Source organism: Nocardioides sp. (assembly GCF_041913365.1).
In the GTDB taxonomy this organism is placed as follows: Bacteria; Actinomycetota; Actinomycetes; order Propionibacteriales; family Nocardioidaceae; genus Nocardioides.
The window spans coordinates 49,404-66,524 of sequence record NZ_JAYSFM010000004.1 but is presented as its reverse complement, the minus strand read 5'-3'; the positions used below and the strand labels follow the sequence as shown (position 1 = coordinate 66,524).

Here is a 17,121-nt window from a genome sequence, read left to right as displayed (position 1 = left end):
CGCCCGCCCGCGCGGCGTACGTCAACGAGGTCAGGACACCACCAGCACCGGCGACGGCTCGACGTCCAGCCGCACCCGGGCGCCCGGCTCGAGCCGGAGCGCGTCGGCACTGGCCAGCTGCGCGACGACGTCCGTGCCGTCGGCGAGCTGGCAGGTCACCCGCGACAACGGCCCGAGGAACATCACCGTCGTGACGGTCGCGTCGCCGGCCGGGTCCGCCACGACCGACACCGCCTCCGGCCGGACGAGCGCGACGCCGGCCCCGGTGGTCGATCCCTCGAGGGCCGGGACATTCCGGCCGAGCACGGCGGCCACGCCTCCCTGCACGGTCGCCGGGAGCCGGTTGCTGAGGCCGACGAACTCCCCCACGAACCTCGTCGCGGGCGCGGAGTAGAGCTCGGCCGGCGGGGCCAGCTGCTCGAGCCGGCCGGCGTTCATCACGCCCACGCGGTCGGCGACGGCGAGCGCCTCCTCCTGGTCGTGGGTGACGAACAGCGTGGTGGTGCCGACCTCGAGCTGGACGCGGCGGATCTCGTCGCGCAGCTGGACGCGGACCTTGGCGTCCAGCGCGGACAGCGGCTCGTCGAGGAGCAGTACGGACGGCTCGATCGCGAGCGCGCGCGCGAGGGCGACGCGCTGCTGCTGCCCGCCGGAGAGCTGGCTGGCGTAGCGGCTGCCGTGCTCGGCGAGGCCGACCAGCTCGAGCTTCTCCTGGGCGATCCTGCGGCGCGAGGCGCCGTCCTTGCCGCGCAGCTTGAGCCCGAAGGCGACGTTGTCCAGCACGGTCAGGTGCGGGAAGAGGCTGTAGGCCTGGAACACCATCCCCATGTCGCGCTTGTTGGCCGGGACGTCGGTCAGGTCCCTGCCACCGACCTCGACGCGCCCGGACGTGGGCTGGTCGAGGCCGGCCAGGATGCGGAGCGCGGTGGTCTTGCCGCAACCCGACGGGCCGAGCAGGGCGACGAGCTCGCCGGGCGCGAGGTGGAGGGTGAGCCCGTCGAGAGCACGCACCTGGCCGTAGACGCGGGTCAGGTCGGTGAGCTCGACCGCGAGCCCCGCCTCGGTCTGGGTGGTCGTCATTCCTTCTGTCCTCCGAGGTCGGGCACCTGGTTGCGGTTGAAGAACGAGAGTCCGAGGAGCAGCAGCGAGATGAGGACGATCGAGGCGAAGGCGCCCGCGATGGCCGTCGAGGTCTCGGACTTGTAGATGGCCGCCAGCTCCACCGGCATCGTGTCGTAGTGGAGCAGCGAGGCGAAGACGTACTCGCCGAGCACCAGCGCGATGGCGATGAACGCCGCACCCAGCACGCCGCTGACGATGTTGGGCATCACGACCCGGGTGATCACGGTCAGCCAGCCGGCGCCCAGCGACCGGGCCGCCTCCGCGAGCGTCGTGACGTCGATCGCCGAGAGCGCCGAGTCGATGGACCGGTAGGAGTACGGCAGCACCAGCACGACGTAGGCGAACACGAGCACCTGCGGCGAGTCACCGAGGAAGTAGTTGACCCAGGTGTAGACGTTGGAGATGCCGACCACGATCACCAGCGGCGGCACGGTCAGCGGCAGCAGGCAGAGGAACTCCACCAGCCGGTTCAGCCCGGGGGTGCGCAGCCGCACCCAGATCATCGTCGGCACGAGCAGCACGACCATCAACGCCACCGTGAGCACCGCGAGGAGCAGCGAGGAGACGATGGCGCTGCGCAGGTCCTCGTTGCGGACGAGCTCGGCGTAGTAGTGGAAGGTGATCGTGCCCTCGAGCGGCCCCTTGCCCTGCACGCTGAAGTTGGCCATCGAGACCAGGGGCAGGGCGAAGTAGGCGGCGAACAGCACGAACAGCACCACCCGGACGACGCGGAACCCGCGCCCCGCCCTCACCGCAACCACCTCGACGTACGACGGAGCAGCAGGGCGTAGAGCCCCATCACGAGCGCCACGACGACGATCATCTGGGCGGCCAGCGCGAAGCCGAGGTTCTGCTGGCCGAGCAGCACCTCGCTGGTCAGCGCGGAGCGGATCAGCAGCGGGACGATCGGGTTGCCCTGGCTGACCAGGATCGCGGCCGTGGCGTAGGCCGCGAAGGCGTTGGCGAAGAGCAGCAGCACCGAGCCGAGGAAGGCCGGAGTCAGCAGCGGGATGGCGACCATCCGCCAGTACTGCACGTTCGTCGCGCCGAGGTTGACCGCCGCCTCCTTCAGCTCGGTCTTGAGGCCTTCGAGCGCGGGCGTGAAGACGATGACCATCAGCGGCACCTGGAAGTAGGTGTAGACGACGATCAGGCCGTTGAGGCCGTAGAGCCAGCCGGAGCCGTAGATGTCGATCCCCGGCCAGGATCGCAGGATCTCGGTGAGGAGTCCGGAGAAGCCCAGCAGCGAGATCCAGGCGAAGGCGAGCGTGACGCCGCCGAACTGGGCGAGCACCCCCGCGATGGACAGGGTCGTACGACGGACCAGGCTGCGCGGGCCCAGGGACACGATCAGGTAGGCCAGCACGGCGCCGAGCACCCCGCCCAGCAGTGCCGTCGTCGCTGAGAGCAGCACGCTCTTGCGCAGCGCGTCGACCGCGGCCGAGGACGTCAGGGCCTCGATGTTGCCCATCGTGAAGCCGCCGGTCTCGCCGTCCTGGAAGGCGCCGATGACCACGGTGATCGTCGGGACCAGCAGGAAGATCGCGAGGAACCCGAAGAACGGGAGCGTGGGCAGGTACCGGCCGACGTGGATCCGCCGGCCGGTGCCTGCCTCCGCAGGTGCCGCCGTGCTCAGCTGATGACCTTGGACCAGTTGTCGGCGAGGTACTCGCCGGCCTTGGTGGTCTGCTCGTCGGTCGGGATCACCGGCTCGCCGCTCACCTCGGGGAGCGCGCCCCAGAGGTCCGCGTCGATGGTGCCGGCCTCGGCCATCGCGTCACCGCGGACGGGCCGGGCGCCGCCCTTGAGCCAGAGGTTCTGCCCCTCGTCGCTGTAGAGGAACTCCTGCCAGAGGCGGGCGGCCGCCGGGTGGGGGGCGTCGGCGTTGATCGCCTGGAAGTAGTAGCCCGCGACGACGGCCTCCTCCGGGACGACCGTCTTCCACGTGTCGACGTTGGCCGCGGCGGCCGCGCCGAGGTAGTCCCAGTCGATGACGACCGGCGTCGCGCCGGACTCGATCGTGCCGGAGTCGGGGTCGACGGGCAGGAAGTTGCCGGCCTTCTTGAGGTCGGAGAAGAAGTCGACGCCGGGCGCGATGTCGTCGGCCGAGCCGCCGTTGGCGATCGCCGCCATCATCACGCCGCTGAACGCGGCGCCGGCCTGCGTCGGGTCGCCGTTGAGCGCCACGGCCCCCTTGAACTCGGGCTTGAGCAGGTCGGCCACCGACGTCACGTCGGGCACCTTGGCCGAGTCGTAGCCGATGGACATGTAGCCGCCGTAGTCGTTGACCCAGGCGCCGTCGGGCGCCTTGAACTCGTCGGGGATGTCGTCCCAGGTCTCGACCTGGTAGGGCGCGAACATGTCGGTGTTGGCCAGCGCCACCGACTGACCGAGGTCGAAGACGTCGGGCGCCTTGTCGGTGCCCTTGAGGTCGTTGGCGGCGTTGATCTCGTCCTGCGAGGCCCCGTCGGGCTGGTCGGAGTTGACCTTGATGTCGTACTTGTCCTCGAAGGTCGAGATGATCTCGCCGTAGTTGGCCCAGTCGGGCGGCAGCGCGATGACGTTGAGCTCGCCCTCGTCCTGGGCGGCCTTCACCAGGTCGTCCATGCTGCCGAAGTCCTCGGCGGACGTCGCGGTGGCGGCGTCGACGCCGCTCTCGGTGGTGGTGTCGGCCTCCTTCTCAGGGGCCGCGCAGCCGGCTGCGGCTGCGAGGGTCGCCAACGCGGCGAGCGAGACGAGTGACGTACGGACGTTCAAGGTGCCCTCCCATGGTTCGGTCGCCGGCCGACGGCCGGTGGTGTGCCGCGCGGAGCCTCATGGGTCCCGACGACTCGGAGGCTACTCGCGAGAGGCTGTTCGCGATACGGGCGATGAACGGTGACTGCCCGGACATCCCGGCAAGCCCCCGTGCCGGCCGGCGCGAGACCGGCGACGGCGAGGGCACCGGTCCGGCGTACGATCGGCAGCCGTGACGACCGCTGAGTTCCGCTACTCCGACCTGCTTCCCACCGCCGGCTCCAACGGCGCCGAGGAGACCCCCTACCGGCTCATCACCACCGACGGCGTGTCCACCGTCGAGGTCGAGGGGCGCACGTTCCTGAAGGTCGAGACCGAGGCGATCCGGCGGCTCACCGAGGAGGCGATGCACGACATCAGCCACTACCTCCGCCCCGGCCACCTCGCCCAGCTGCGCAAGATCATCGACGACCCCGAGGCCTCGGGCAACGACCGCTTCGTCGCGCTCGACCTGCTCAAGAACGTCAACATCTCCGCCGGCGGCGTGCTGCCGATGTGCCAGGACACCGGCACCGCGATCGTGATGGGCAAGAAGTCCGAGGGCGTGCTCACCGGCTCCGACGACGGCGAGGCGATCAGCAAGGGCGTGTACGACGCCTACACCCGGCTCAACCTCCGCTACTCCCAGCTCGCGCCGCTGACGACGTTCGAGGAGAAGAACACCGGCACCAACCTGCCGGCGCAGATCGAGCTCTACTCCACGCCCGCGCAGGACAAGCCGGAGTACAAGTTCCTCTTCATGGCCAAGGGCGGCGGCTCCGCCAACAAGTCGTTCCTCTTCCAGGAGACCAAGGCCGTCCTGAACCCGACGCGGCTGATGGAGTTCCTCGACGAGAAGATCCGCTCGCTCGGCACCGCCGCCTGCCCGCCGTACCACCTCGCCGTCGTCATCGGCGGCACGAGCGCGGAGTTCGCGCTGAAGACCGCGAAGTACGCCAGCGCCCACTACCTCGACGACCTGCCGACCGAGGGCTCGATGAGCGCCCACGGCATCCGCGACGTCGAGCTGGAGGAGAAGGTCTTCGAGCTCACCCAGTCCTTCGGCATCGGCGCGCAGTTCGGCGGCAAGTACTTCTGCCACGACGTCCGGGTCGTCCGGCTCCCCCGTCACGGCGCCTCGTGCCCGGTCGCGATCGCGGTCTCCTGCTCCGCCGACCGCCAGGCGCTCGGCAAGATCACCCCCGACGGCGTCTTCCTCGAGCAGCTCGAGACCGACCCGGCGCACTACATGCCCGAGGCGGGCATGGCCCACGACATCGAGGGCGGCGCCGTCGTCCCGATCGACCTCAACCAGCCGATGGCCGACATCCTCGCTGAGCTCTCGCAGCACCCGGTCAAGACGCGCCTCTCGCTGACCGGGCCGCTCGTCGTCGCGCGCGACATCGCGCACGCCAAGATCAAGGAGCGCCTCGACGCCGGCGAGGAGATGCCCGACTACCTGAGGAACCACCCGGTCTACTACGCCGGCCCGGCGAAGACCCCCGAGGGCATGCCGTCGGGCTCCTTCGGCCCGACCACGGCAGGGCGCATGGACTCCTACGTCGAGCAGTTCCAGGCCGCCGGCGGGTCGATGGTCATGCTCGCCAAGGGCAACCGCTCCAAGCAGGTCACCGAGGCCTGCCACACCCACGGCGGCTTCTACCTCGGCTCGATCGGCGGCCCCGCCGCCCGCCTCGCCCAGGACTGCATCAAGTCCGTCGAGGTCGTCGAGTACGAGGAGCTCGGCATGGAGGCCGTCTGGATGATCGAGGTCGAGGACTTCCCCGCCTTCATCGTCGTCGACGACAAGGGCAACGACTTCTTCACCGACCCCTCCGGCGCCGTCACCGTCCCGATCACAGGCATCCGGGTCCGCTCGGCCCAGTAGCCCCGTCCGCGACGTGTTACGAGGCGGTCGTCCCAGCGACCGGATCGTCACACGTCCCCACCAGGGGGCAGCCACGGTCGCGGAGCGCGCGGATGATCTGGGCGAAGAAGTCGTCCGCCGCGACGCGGAGGCCGAGGAGCGGCAGGCGCAGGACGACGTCGGACTCCAGGCTGATGTCGTTCTGGCGCAGTGCGTCTGCGACGACGTTCGCCGCCCACGAGTGCTGGATGCCGTCGATCTCCACGACGACGCCCCACTCCTCCCAGTACACGTCGAGGTAGCAGCGGCCGTCCTTGCCCTTGCGGACCACCTGCCGGCTCGGTTTCGGCAGCCCGCGCCGTCGGCACTCGGCAGCGAACTCCGCCTCGCTGATCGAGCGGACGCCGTCGAGGAGGTCGAGGACCGCCGCGTGCAGCAACGTACGCCGGCGGTGCCGGTGCACGCGGAGGAGCGACGTCCCGATCCGTTGTGCGGTGGTGAGCCCCTGCTGGACCGGCATCGTCAGCAGCAGGACCGCCTGCTTGTCCGACGTGGCCCACAGCGCTCCGTGCACCGCAGCGACGTCGGGTCGGGCCCGGGGAACCCCTGACCGGACGACGGCGGCAGGGGCGTACCGCCGCGTGCGGACCACCCGCAGCCCTGGCGCAGACCTCGCCCGCGCGGCCATCGGGACGCTCACCCTGATGACGTCACAGGTGAACCCGGTCAGGCCCTCGGCGATCAGCGCGGACGCGCCGTCGAGGTAGGCCTGTGGCCCGCCCTCGAGGACCGCAGCCCATTGGCACCCGAGCTCGGACAACGGTCCGGTGTGCACCGCGACGACCTGCGTGTGCACCCGTCGCCACCGCCGGGCCGACACCTGCGCTCGGATCTGCGAACGGGTGACCCCGAACGCGTGCAGCTGGGCCAGGCTGACGACGCCGCCCTGCTCGCCCGCGGTCGCGACGATGCGTGCGATCCGCTGGGCGCGCAGCCTCCGGAGCTCGGCGGGGTCGTCCATCCACCGAGCGTCGGTGCACCGTCGGGTCGCTCACCAGAGGGACTGGGCGATCTGTGGAGAGCCTCGCTGGCGGACGTGTTGCGATGCGGTCGCTGGGGCGTACGGATCGCAACACGTCGCCGGGGAAGGAGGTCGTCAGGCGAGCTCGTCGGCGAGGGCGGCCGCGGCGGCACCGGCCCGGTGCCCGAGGTGGCGGGGGCCGGCGACCTCGGACTGGTGCGCGCCGCCGAGGAGGACCCGGGTCATCGGCAGCAGCGCCTGCACGGCGTCGCGCACGGCGGGGAGGTCGTCGGAGGTCGGGGCGGCGAGGACGACGGCGGCCGGCGACAGCAGGCGCACGGTGTCGACCCACGCGTCCAGCGGCAGGTCTCCACCGAGGTACGTCACCGCGACCCCGCGCGAGCGCAGCACGGTCGAGAACGCCAGCACGCCGAGCTCGTGCCGCGAGCCGCGGGCCAGGCCGGTCACCACCCGCGGGCCCCCGCGCGGGACGGCGGGCAGCGTCTGGAAGACGTGCGCGAGACGGCGGTGCGCGGCGGCAGTGACGAAGTGCTCACCGGCCACGGACACCAGGCCGCGCTGCCACGCCGCGCCGAGCCGCACGAGCGACGGCAGCAGCCAGTCGTCGACCACCGAGGCCAGGTCGGGGCGGGCGAAGCCCTCGGTCAGCACCTGCTCCAGCCGCGGCACGTCGAAGTCCTCCGCGCAGGCGGCGAGGTCGTCGATCCGCGCGTCGAAGGTCACCTCGTCCTCGCCCAGCCCCGCGGTCGCCGCGGCGACGTCCTCGACGATGCGGCGCGCCGCCTCGTGGGGCGCCCACCCGGCGTCGACCAGCTCTCGCATCACGCTGAGGCGGCGGACCGCCTCGTCGTCGTAGAGCCGGTAGTTGCCCTGCGAGCGGCGCGGCGCGACGAGCGCGTAGCGCTCCTCCCAGCTGCGGAGCGTCTGCCGCGGCACGCCCGTGAGCTGTGAGGCACGACCGACCGTGTACACGGATCGACGGTAGTCCCGCAGGACCGTGCAGTGCAGGAACTTGAGGGTTCCCGTGCCGAACCTGCGAACACAGGATGGCCGCCATGATCTCTCTCGGGCGGGTCCTCGCGACCTCGGCAGGCACACTCCTCCTCTCCGGCACCCTCGTCGGCCTCACCGCGGGGTCGGCGCACGCCGACTCCACGTGGAGCGGCACCCTCACCACCGGCATCTCCGCGATCGCGGTCGGCACGGAGGACCGCACCGGCTACTCGCGCGACCTGTTCGACCACTGGGTCGACGCCGACGGCGACGGCTGCGACACCCGCGAGGAGGTGCTCATCTCCGAGGCCGAGGAGGCGCCGACGATCGGCTCGGGCTGCAGCCTGTCCGGCGGCCGCTGGTACTCCTACTACGAGGGCGCGTCGCAGACCTCGGCCTCCGCGCTGGACATCGACCACCTGGTCCCGCTCGCCGAGGCCTGGGACTCGGGTGCCCGGACCTGGACGGCCGCGCGCCGCGAGGCGTACGCCAACGACATGGGCGACACCCGCAGCCTCGTCGGCGTCACCGCCTCCTACAACCGCTCGAAGGGTGACCAGGACGTCGCCGAGTGGCTGCCGCCGATCAACCAGTGCCGCTACGTCAAGGAGTGGGTGGCCGCGAAGATCCGCTGGAGCCTCACGGCCGACTCGACCGAGGTCGGCGCGCTCCAGGACGTCGCCGCCGGCTGCACCGACTCGGCGATCACCGTCACCGTCGTCTCCTAGCCGGAGAGGTCCCGCACGGTGCCGAGCACGTCCGGCCAGTGCGCGACCAGGGTGGCGAGGTGCGTGGTCGCCGGCCGGACCGTGACCTCGACGTCGGCGAAGCGGCGGACGAAGTCCGTCGCCTCCGCGCGGTCGTCGAGCTCGCCGAACCACACCCGCGCCGGGCAGCGCACCTCGTCCGGGCCGTGGGTCCACGGCCGGGACATGGTCGCTGCGTCCCGCAGGTAGCCCGACGGGTCGGCCAGCGCCTCGCGGACCGACGCGGCGACCTCGGCCGGCGGCCGGAGCGCGACGAGTGCCGCGTCGGCCGGCGGCAGCATGGCCAGCCAGCGTGCGGCGAGCGCGGCGTCGTCCGGGTCGTCGGGTGCGACCTGCGCGCGCCACGCCAGGAACTCGGCGGCGTACTCGTCCACGAGCACCTCCACCGGCTCCTCGCGGACGCCGGGCGGCTGCGCCGAGACGAGACCGAGCGCGGTCACCCGGTCGGCGTGCCGGGCCGCGCAGGCGACGGCGTACCCACCTCCGACGGACATGCCGAGGACGGCGAAGCGTTCGTGGCCGAGCTCGGAGACGACGCCCGCCAGGTCGTCGGCGACGCTGGCGTGCGTCGAGGCGTACGCCGTCGACGCGCCGTAGCCCGGCCGGCTGACGCACAGCAGCCGGACCCCCGCCCCACGCGCGGCCACGTCGCCGGTCATCGCGACGTGGCGGGTGTCGGGGCACCCGTGCAGCACCGCGACCAGCGGGCCGTCGGGGTCGCCGCCGACCCACCCGTGCAGCACCCTGCCGTCCGCCGCACGCCACCGCATCCCAGCAACCTAGTGGGCCTTCGGCAGGATGGTGGCCGTGGAGAGCACCGAGATCGTCGAGATCGCCCGCGCCGAGACCGAGCGCGGTGACGTCGTGCTGCGCCGCCGCCCGTCCGAGGCGGGGGCCGACGTGCTCGAGCTGCGCGTCAACGGCGTGTTCGTGATGGACACCCTCGAGACGACCAGCGAGATCGAGCTCGCCGCCCAGGCGCTCGAGCTCGTCGACGACCCGAGGTCGGTCCTCATCGGCGGGCTGGGCCTGGGCTTCACCCTGCAGCGGGTCCTCGCCGACCCGCGGGTGGAGCGGGCCGCGGTCGTGGAGATCGAGGAGCCGCTGATCCGGTGGATGCGCGAGGGGACGGTGCCGCACGGTCCCGCGATCCTGGCCGACCGGCGCGCGACGATCGTCAACGCCGACATCGCGATGGCCATCGCGGAGGCACGCTCGACGTACGACCTGGTCCTGCTCGACGTCGACAACGGCCCGGGCTACCTCGTCCACCAGGCCAACGAGGCGGTCTACGAGGAGCACTTCCTGCAGCAGTGCCGCGACCTGCTCTCCCCCGGCGGCGTGCTGGTCATCTGGTCCGGCAACCCCGCGCCCGAACTGCTCGAGGTGATGCGCGAGGTGTTCGGCGCCGCGGAGGAGCAACGGCACGACGTGCTGCTCCAAGACCGCCCGGAGGGGTACTACCTCTACCTCGCACGGTCGACCTAGCGTGCTGGAGGGGCGCCGCACCCGGTGACGCCCGTCCACCCAGGGGGAACCATGCACAAGATCGTGCCCACCGTGCTGACCACAGTCGCACTGCTCGTCCCCGTCTCGCTCACGGCGCCCACGGCCACCGCCGCGCCCGCCGAGGCAGGCACCAGGATCACCGGAACCTGGAAGGGCAAGGTGTTCGGCGACAACGGCGCCGCCGCCGGCTACCGCGCCAAGGTCCGGATCACCAAGCGCTCCGGCGAGCTGCACGGGAAGGTCAGCTCCGGCGGCTGCCACGGCGTGTGGCGGTTCAAGGGTCGCTCCGGCACCTGGTACCGCTTCACCGAGGTCATCACCCGCGACACCACTGGCGGCAACTGCGTCAAGAAGGTCGCGGTGAAGGCCCGCCGCGACGGCGCGAGGCTGCGCGTGGTGTGGCGCGAGCCCAAGTCCGGCGACACGGCGACCATGCGGGCGCGCAAGGTCTGAGCGGACCTCAGCGCAGGAACGCCTCCAGCACCGGGCCAGCGGTCTGCGAGCCCGACACACCCGTCGCGACGAACACCGCGACCGCGAGGTCGCCGCGCGTGGCGATCATCCACGCGTGGGTGGGCAGCTCGCCGGCCGCGTCGGGCTCGCCGTACTCCGCCGTGCCCGTCTTCGCCCCGACCTCACCCGGTACGTCGACGAGGAAGCGCCCCGACCCGGTGGTCACCACCGCCCGCATGAAGCCGCGGAGCGTGCCGGCCTCGGCCGCGGTCAGCGGCCGCTCCGGCGGCGTCTGCTGCACCTCGTGCTCGGGCAGCAGGACCGGCAGCACCGCGCGCCCGGCCGACACCGACGCGGCGACGGTCGCCATCGCGAACGGGCTGGCGAGCACGGTGCCCTGGCCGATCAGGTCGGCCGCAGCGCCGGTCTCGGTCTCGGGTGGCGGCACCTGCCCGAAGTAGACCGGGAAGCCGAGGTCGTGGTCGGTGCCGAGGCCGAGGGCCTGCGCCGCGGCGGTGAGGTCGCCGGGCGCCAGCCTGCCGGCGTTGCCGATGAAGGCGGTGTTGCAGGACTGCGCCACCGCCTGCGCCAGGGTGATGTCACCGAGCGCGGACGACGGATAGTCGTCGTAGTTCTTGAAGGAGCGGCCGTCCACGACGGTCGTGGCCGGGCACGAGACGCGCGAGCCGGGCTCCAGCCCGCTGCGCAGCAGGGCGAGCGAGCTCACGACCTTGAAGGTCGAGCCCGGGGCGTACTGGCCCGTCGAGGCGAGGTCCGCACCCGCGGCGCCCACGCCGTTGGCGGTCGCGAGGACCGCCCCGTCGGACGGCCGGATCGCGACGAGCGCGGCGGGCGGGGCGTCGTCGCCGAGGGTCGCGAGCGCGTTCTCGGCCTTGCCCTGCAGGGTCGCGTCGAGGGTGGTCACGAGGTCGGCGCCGTCGACGGCCGGCACCTCGAAGAGGGTGCGCAGCTGGTCCTTCGCGTCACGGGCGACCACGGCCGTGCCGCGGGTGCCGGTGAGCTGCTCGTCGTAGCGCGCCTGCAGCCCCGACACGCCGACCTCGTCGCCGGCCGCGATGCGACCCCCGGAGCCCTCCACGAGCTCGGCGGTGGCGGGTCCCACCCGGCCGAGCAGGGCGGCGGCGAACTCGCGTGTCGGCGCCAGCGGCAGGGTGTCGCGCACCGCGAGCGCCCCCCGGACCTTGCGGAACGCCGGCAGCACCTCGAGCGCGTCGTCCTCGCGCAGCACGACCGCCTCGACGAAGGCGTCCGGGCCCATCGCCTCGGCCCGCTCGACGAACGACGCCACGTCGACGTCGAGGGCCTGTGCGATCCTCCGCGCGCTGCGGGCGACCTGGGCCCCCTCGACCTTCGTCTTGTCGAGGCCGTAGCGCAGCACCGGGCGCTCGGTGACCAGCACCTGACCGCCGTCGCCGGTGATGTCGCCGCGGACGGGCGTGAGGGTGCGCAGGCCGAGGGTGTCGCCCTCGGCGAGGTCGGGGGCGAGGTCGTCCGGCGACCAGGCGACCTGCCAGGCCGACCCGTCCTGGTTCACCAGGGACACGGAGGTGTCGTACTCCCACGGGGTCGCGTCGGTGACGTCCCAGCGCCACGCCAGCGTCACGTCGGCCCGGCCCTCCTCGTCGACCTCCCGCACGTCGGCGACCGAGACGGTGACGGGCACGTCGTCGAGCGGGGTGACCACCTCCGCGAACACGTCCCGCACACCCTCGTCGACCAGCGGGACCTCGCCGAGGGAGTGCTCGGAGAGCGCCGCAGCCAGGTCGTCGGCGAGGTCGGCGGCAGGATCGGCTTCGTCGCCACCGAGCACGGAGCAGGCGGACCCGACCCCCACGAGCACGACGGCGATCCCGAGACGCAGTGATCGCATGGCCCCATCCTGCCGGGGGTACGGTCGCACGATGACCGAGACACGCACCGAGCACGACTCGATGGGCGAGGTCGAGGTGCCTCGCGACGCACTCTGGCGGGCCCAGACCCAGCGGGCGATCGAGAACTTCCCGATCAGCGGGCTGACCCTGCAGCCGCGGCACGTCCAGGCCCTGGCGCACGTCAAGGCCGCGGCCGCGACCGCCAACGCCGGGCTCGGGGTCCTGACCCACGAGCAGGCGCACGCCATCGTCGCGGCCGCCGACGCGATCGTCGCCGGCGAGCACGACGGCGAGTTCCCGCTCGACGTCTTCCAGACCGGGTCGGGCACCAGCTCCAACATGAACGCCAACGAGGTGATCGCCACCCTCGCCGCGCAGGCGGGCGTCGAGGTCCACCCCAACGACCAGGTCAACGCCTCGCAGAGCAGCAACGACACCTTCCCGACGAGCATCCACGTCGCCGCGACGCTCGCGGTCGTCGACGACCTCGTCCCGGCGCTCGAGCGCCTCGCCACGTCGTTCGAGGGCAAGGCGACCGAGTTCGCTGACACGGTGAAGTCGGGGCGCACCCACCTGATGGACGCCACGCCCGTGACGCTCGGCCAGGAGATGGGGGCGTACGCCACCACGCTGCGGCTCGGCGTCGAGAGGCTCGAGGCGGTGCTCCCCCGGGTCCGCGAGCTCCCGCTGGGCGGGACCGCCGTGGGCACCGGGATCAACACCCCGTCGGCCTTCGCCGAGCGGGCGATCGCCGCGCTCGCCGAGCGGACCGGCCAGCCGTTCACCGAGGCCCGCGACCACTTCGAGGCGCAGGGCACGCGCGACTCCCTCGTGGAGCTCTCCGGGGTGCTCCGCACGATCGCCGTCGGGCTCACCAAGATCTGCAACGACCTGCGCTGGATGTCCTCCGGACCCACCACCGGCCTCGCCGAGATCCACCTGCCCGACCTCCAGCCGGGATCGAGCATCATGCCCGGCAAGGTGAACCCGGTGCTCCCCGAGGCGACGCTGATGGTCTGCGCGCGGGTCGTCGGCAACGACGCCACCATCGCCTGGGCCGGCGCGTCCGGGTCGTTCGAGCTCAACGTGCAGATGCCGGTCATGGCGCACGCGCTCCTCGAGTCGATCCACGTGCTCTCCACCTCCACGGTGCTGCTGGCCGAGCGCTGCGTGGACGGCATCACCGCGGACGCGGAGCGGATGCGTCGCTACGCCGAGTCCTCGCCGTCGGTGGTGACACCGCTCAACGCCCACATCGGCTACGAGGAGGCGGCGAAGGTCGCGAAGAAGGCCCTCGCCGAGGGCGCCACGATCCGCGAGACCGTGATCGCGATGGGCTACGTCGAGCGGGGTGACCTCACCGAGGAGCAGCTCGACGCCGCCCTCGACGTCACCTCGATGACACGGTCCTCGGCCGACTGACACCCCTCGACACCTATACCCCCCGGGGGTATAGTGGCGGTATGGACCACAGCAGCCACGAGCACCACCGGATGGGCAGCACCAACGCGATGGCCGTCTCGGCGACCCTGCACTGCCTCACCGGCTGTGCCATCGGCGAGATCCTCGGTCTGGTCCTCGGCACCGCCTGGGGGCTGGGCAACGTGGCAACGATCGCGATCGCGGTCGCGCTGGCGTTCCTGTTCGGCTACGCGCTCTCGACGCTGCCCCTGCTGCGGGCCGGTCTGGGCGTCGGTGCGGCCCTGACCGTCGTGCTCGCTGCCGACACGCTGTCGATCGCGACCATGGAGGTGGTGGACAACCTCGTCATGGCGGTGGTCCCGGGCGCGATGGAGGCCGGTCTGGTCAACCCCGTCTTCTGGCTCTCCATGATGCTGGCGCTGACCGTGGCGTTCTTCGCGGCGTGGCCGGTCAACCGCTACCTGCTCGCCCGCGGCAAGGGCCACGCGCTGACCCACGAGTTCCACGGCGCCACACCCGCGGGTGCCCGCCGGTTCATCCCGGACCTGGCCACGTCGACGCTGGTCGCGGCGATCACGGCGTTCATGCTGGGCGGGCTGCTCGTGTCGACGGCCGACGAGCTCGGCGCCGAGCGGGAGACGGGGCACGCCTCGGCGCCCGCGCACCGCCCCTGACCCACGCGCGACAGGTGCAGCCCGCTCATCCCCCTGCGGACGAACGGGCCACACCGGTGCCCACGAGATCCCGGGTACGTCGGACGGCCCCTGGAGAGCGCCGACCGGCGTGAGCAGAGACTGCACCCGCCGCCGCCGCGTCGGAGCGCGAACGGCGTGAAATGGCGGGAAATGGTCAGAACGGGCCGGGCCGGAGCGCCGGGACGTGGTCAGACCGGCTCAGTACCAACCGTGGCTGGACTTGAAGCTCCAGGCGCTGCACGGGGTGCCGTAGGACCCCTGGATGTACTCCAGGCCCCAGCGGATCTGCGACTCGGCCGACGTCATGTAGTCGGCCGGCAGGTCGTGGAGCTGCGTCAGCGCCTGCGGGATGCCGTACGCCGACGAGGTGGGGTTGTCCGCGTCGACCCGCCAGCCCGACTCGCTCACGTAGAGCGAGTCAAGGCAGGAGAACTGGTCGGAGGAGAAGCCGTACTCCGGCAGCAGCGCGCGGGCGATGTCGCGCGGGTCACCCTCGGAGAGCTTCTCGGACTTCGTGACGGCAGCGCCGGAGGCGACGTTGAGCGCGGCGACCTTCTCGGCGGCCTGGCGCACCCGGCGCGAGGAGCGGGAGACCGGGGCGTTGGCGGCGCGCTGCTCGAGCTCGGCCGCGCTCATCGTCGCGTCGCCGGTGGAGGTGCTGGTGTCGGCGACGTCGGCGGCCGCCGGGGTCAGCGAGGGGTCGCTGGAGAGCATGCCGCCGGAGATGCTCACGCCGGTGACGGCGGCGGCCAGCCCGGTCAGGGCGATGCCGGAGCGGAGGGCTCGGCGGGGCGCGCGCGCGGCCTTGTGCTTGCCGGGGGCGCGGTGCTTCGGGACGTACTTGTCAGGCTTCGACACAGGGGCTCACGGGGGTTGACGACAGGGGTGTGCACGACGCGGGGGACGCACGGTCGACCGGCCGATTTCGGGGCGACGGAGCCGGATCCCCCGACCCAGCTCACGACCAAGATCACGAAACGGTCACGAGCCACCATGCATGAGGCTCCGAGGGCGTGCAAACCGAACGCCCGAATTGACCATGTCCCTTGCGTCACAGCAGTCACATGGACCGCTGGGAGCACACCAGCCACAGATCCGGGGCTCGGGCGTAGCGGAGAACACGTCGGCCCGGCAGCGCTGCCGGGCCGACGTACGTCCTCCGGGTCCGTCAGAGGGTGACGTTCTCCAGCATCTCGGTGACGAGGGCGGCGATCGGCGAGCGCTCGGACCGGGTCAGCGTGACGTGGGCGAAGAGCGGGTGGCCCTTGAGCTTCTCCACCACCGCGACGATGCCGTCGTGGCGACCGACCCGGAGGTTGTCGCGCTGGGCGACGTCGTGGGTCAGCACCACCTTGGAGTTGGCCCCGATCCGGGAGAGCACCGTCAGCAGCACGTTGCGCTCCAGCGACTGGGCCTCGTCGACGATGACGAAGGAGTCGTGCAGCGAGCGACCGCGGATGTGGGTCAGCGGCAGGACCTCGAGCATGCCGCGGTCCATCACCTCGTCGATCACGTCCTTGCCGGTCAGCGCACCGAGGGTGTCGAAGACGGCCTGCGCCCAGGGCGACATCTTCTCGCCCTCCGAGCCCGGCAGGTAGCCGAGCTCCTGGCCGCCGACCGCGAACAGCGGCCGGAAGACGACGACCTTCTTGTGCTGGCGGCGCTCCATCACCGCCTCCAGGCCGGCACACAGCGCCATCGCCGACTTGCCGGTGCCTGCGCGGCCGCCGAGGGAGACGATGCCGACCTCGGGGTCGAGCAGCATCTCCAGCGCGACCCGCTGCTCGGCCGAGCGGCCGTGGATGCCGAAGGCGTCGCGGTCGCCGCGGACGAGGTGGACCCGCTTGTCGGCACCCACCCGGCCGAGTGCCGTCCCGCGCTCGGAGAGCAGGACCAGGCCGTTGTGGCACGGCAGGTCACGGGCGTCGGCGAGGTCGATGACGCCGTCCTCGTAGAGCTCGTCGAGGTCGGCGGCCGGCACCTCGAGCTCGGTCATGCCGGTGTAGCCGGTGTCGGAGTCGCTGATCGCCTCCGCGCGGTACTCCTGGGCGTCGAGTCCCACCGCCGACGCCTTGATCCGCAGCGGGAGGTCCTTGGAGACCAGGGTGACGGTGTGGCCCTCGTTGGCCAGGTTGCGGGCCACGGCCAGGATGCGGGTGTCGTTGTCACCGAGCCGGAAGCCCGACGGCAGCGACTCGGGGTCGGTGTGGTTGAGCTCGACCCGGATCGTGCCGCCCTCCGTGCCGATCGGCACCGGCTCGTCGAGGCGACCGTGCAGGATGCGCAGCTCGTCGAGCGACCGCAGGGCCGAGCGCGCGAAGAAGCCGAGCTCCGGGTGGTGCCGTTTGCCCTCCAGCTCGGTGATCACGACCACCGGCAGCACGACCTCGTGCTCCGCGAAGCGCTTCAGCGCCCCCGGATCGGCGAGGAGGACGCTGGTGTCCAGGACGTACGTGCGACGGGCGGAGCTGGGCGATGAGGTCTTGCTGCTGGCCACGACTAACCCCTTGCTGCGGGTCGGCGCGCGCACTCCTCGCCCGGCCCGATGTCATTCAACGGACCGGAGAGCTCCCATCTGAGTGCC

The 17,121-nt window shown here is 72.0% G+C and carries 16 protein-coding genes; 6 read left to right on the top strand and 10 right to left on the bottom strand.

Annotation, left to right across the window (positions count from 1 at the left end):
• Positions 1 to 30: 30 nt before the first annotated feature.
• From ACE3QY_RS11130 to ACE3QY_RS11115, 4 genes are all read right to left on the bottom strand, one after another.
• The gene (locus ACE3QY_RS11130; RefSeq protein ID WP_374456093.1) at positions 31 to 1,080 is read right to left on the bottom strand and encodes an ABC transporter ATP-binding protein; all 1,050 of its coding nucleotides are present in this window, start codon (positions 1,078 to 1,080) and stop codon (positions 31 to 33) included.
• Positions 1,077 to 1,874 carry an ABC transporter permease gene (locus ACE3QY_RS11125; RefSeq protein ID WP_374456091.1) on the bottom strand — a complete coding sequence of 266 codons (798 nt, stop codon included), beginning with the start codon at positions 1,872 to 1,874 and terminating at the stop codon, positions 1,077 to 1,079. Before ACE3QY_RS11125 ends, ACE3QY_RS11130 begins: the two co-directional genes overlap by 4 nt.
• Complete coding sequence (locus ACE3QY_RS11120) at positions 1,871 to 2,638, bottom strand: ABC transporter permease (protein WP_374456090.1); 768 nt, start codon at positions 2,636 to 2,638, stop codon at positions 1,871 to 1,873. The genes ACE3QY_RS11125 and ACE3QY_RS11120 overlap by 4 nt, the downstream gene beginning before the upstream one ends.
• Positions 2,639 to 2,754: 116 nt before the next feature.
• Positions 2,755 to 3,879 (bottom strand): ABC transporter substrate-binding protein, encoded by a 1,125-nt coding sequence (locus tag ACE3QY_RS11115; protein ID WP_374456089.1) that lies wholly within the window; start codon positions 3,877 to 3,879, stop codon positions 2,755 to 2,757.
• A 211-nt stretch (positions 3,880 to 4,090) separates the two neighbouring features.
• Here ACE3QY_RS11115 and ACE3QY_RS11110 point away from each other — a divergent pair, with 211 nt between their 5' ends.
• Positions 4,091 to 5,785, top strand: a complete 1,695-nt coding sequence (locus ACE3QY_RS11110; protein WP_374456088.1) for a fumarate hydratase — start codon at positions 4,091 to 4,093, stop codon at positions 5,783 to 5,785.
• A 16-nt stretch (positions 5,786 to 5,801) separates the two neighbouring features.
• Here ACE3QY_RS11110 and ACE3QY_RS11105 read toward each other — a convergent pair whose 3' ends face one another.
• Positions 5,802 to 6,785 (bottom strand): hypothetical protein, encoded by a 984-nt coding sequence (locus tag ACE3QY_RS11105; protein WP_374456087.1) that lies wholly within the window; start codon positions 6,783 to 6,785, stop codon positions 5,802 to 5,804.
• 135 nt (positions 6,786 to 6,920) lie between these two features.
• Positions 6,921 to 7,778 (bottom strand): MerR family transcriptional regulator, encoded by an 858-nt coding sequence (locus tag ACE3QY_RS11100; RefSeq protein ID WP_374456086.1) that lies wholly within the window; start codon positions 7,776 to 7,778, stop codon positions 6,921 to 6,923.
• Positions 7,779 to 7,861: 83 nt separating this feature from the next.
• Here ACE3QY_RS11100 and ACE3QY_RS11095 point away from each other — a divergent pair, with 83 nt between their 5' ends.
• The gene (locus tag ACE3QY_RS11095; RefSeq protein WP_374456085.1) at positions 7,862 to 8,527 is read left to right on the top strand and encodes an HNH endonuclease family protein; all 666 of its coding nucleotides are present in this window, start codon (positions 7,862 to 7,864) and stop codon (positions 8,525 to 8,527) included.
• On the opposite strand, the gene ACE3QY_RS11090 is transcribed toward ACE3QY_RS11095, so the two are convergent.
• Entirely contained in the window at positions 8,524 to 9,336 is an 813-nt protein-coding gene (locus ACE3QY_RS11090) for an alpha/beta fold hydrolase (protein ID WP_374456084.1), read from the bottom strand. The two genes, ACE3QY_RS11095 and ACE3QY_RS11090, sit on opposite strands and share 4 nt — an antisense overlap.
• Before the next feature lie 28 nt (positions 9,337 to 9,364).
• On the opposite strand from ACE3QY_RS11090, the gene ACE3QY_RS11085 reads away from it, so the two are divergent.
• Both ACE3QY_RS11085 and ACE3QY_RS11080 read left to right on the top strand, forming a co-directional pair.
• Positions 9,365 to 10,054, top strand: coding sequence for a spermidine synthase (locus tag ACE3QY_RS11085; protein WP_374456083.1), 690 nt, complete (start codon positions 9,365 to 9,367; stop codon positions 10,052 to 10,054).
• A 51-nt stretch (positions 10,055 to 10,105) separates the two neighbouring features.
• Positions 10,106 to 10,528, top strand: coding sequence for a hypothetical protein (locus ACE3QY_RS11080; protein WP_374456082.1), 423 nt, complete (start codon positions 10,106 to 10,108; stop codon positions 10,526 to 10,528).
• 7 nt (positions 10,529 to 10,535) lie between these two features.
• On the opposite strand, the gene ACE3QY_RS11075 is transcribed toward ACE3QY_RS11080, so the two are convergent.
• Positions 10,536 to 12,419: a penicillin-binding transpeptidase domain-containing protein gene (locus ACE3QY_RS11075; RefSeq protein WP_374456081.1), complete on the bottom strand. Its 1,884-nt coding sequence runs from the start codon at positions 12,417 to 12,419 to the stop codon at positions 10,536 to 10,538.
• A gap of 31 nt (positions 12,420 to 12,450) precedes the next feature.
• Between ACE3QY_RS11075 and ACE3QY_RS11070 the strand changes: the two genes are divergently transcribed.
• Complete coding sequence (locus ACE3QY_RS11070) at positions 12,451 to 13,842, top strand: class II fumarate hydratase (RefSeq protein ID WP_374456080.1); 1,392 nt, start codon at positions 12,451 to 12,453, stop codon at positions 13,840 to 13,842.
• A 41-nt stretch (positions 13,843 to 13,883) separates the two neighbouring features.
• Complete coding sequence (locus tag ACE3QY_RS11065) at positions 13,884 to 14,516, top strand: DUF4396 domain-containing protein (RefSeq protein WP_374456079.1); 633 nt, start codon at positions 13,884 to 13,886, stop codon at positions 14,514 to 14,516.
• 219 nt (positions 14,517 to 14,735) lie between these two features.
• Here ACE3QY_RS11065 and ACE3QY_RS11060 read toward each other — a convergent pair whose 3' ends face one another.
• Both ACE3QY_RS11060 and ACE3QY_RS11055 read right to left on the bottom strand, forming a co-directional pair.
• The gene (locus tag ACE3QY_RS11060) at positions 14,736 to 15,395 is read right to left on the bottom strand and encodes a lytic transglycosylase domain-containing protein (protein WP_374456078.1); all 660 of its coding nucleotides are present in this window, start codon (positions 15,393 to 15,395) and stop codon (positions 14,736 to 14,738) included.
• 310 nt (positions 15,396 to 15,705) lie between these two features.
• Entirely contained in the window at positions 15,706 to 17,034 is a 1,329-nt protein-coding gene (locus ACE3QY_RS11055) for a PhoH family protein (protein WP_374456077.1), read from the bottom strand.
• Positions 17,035 to 17,121 lie beyond the last annotated feature (87 nt).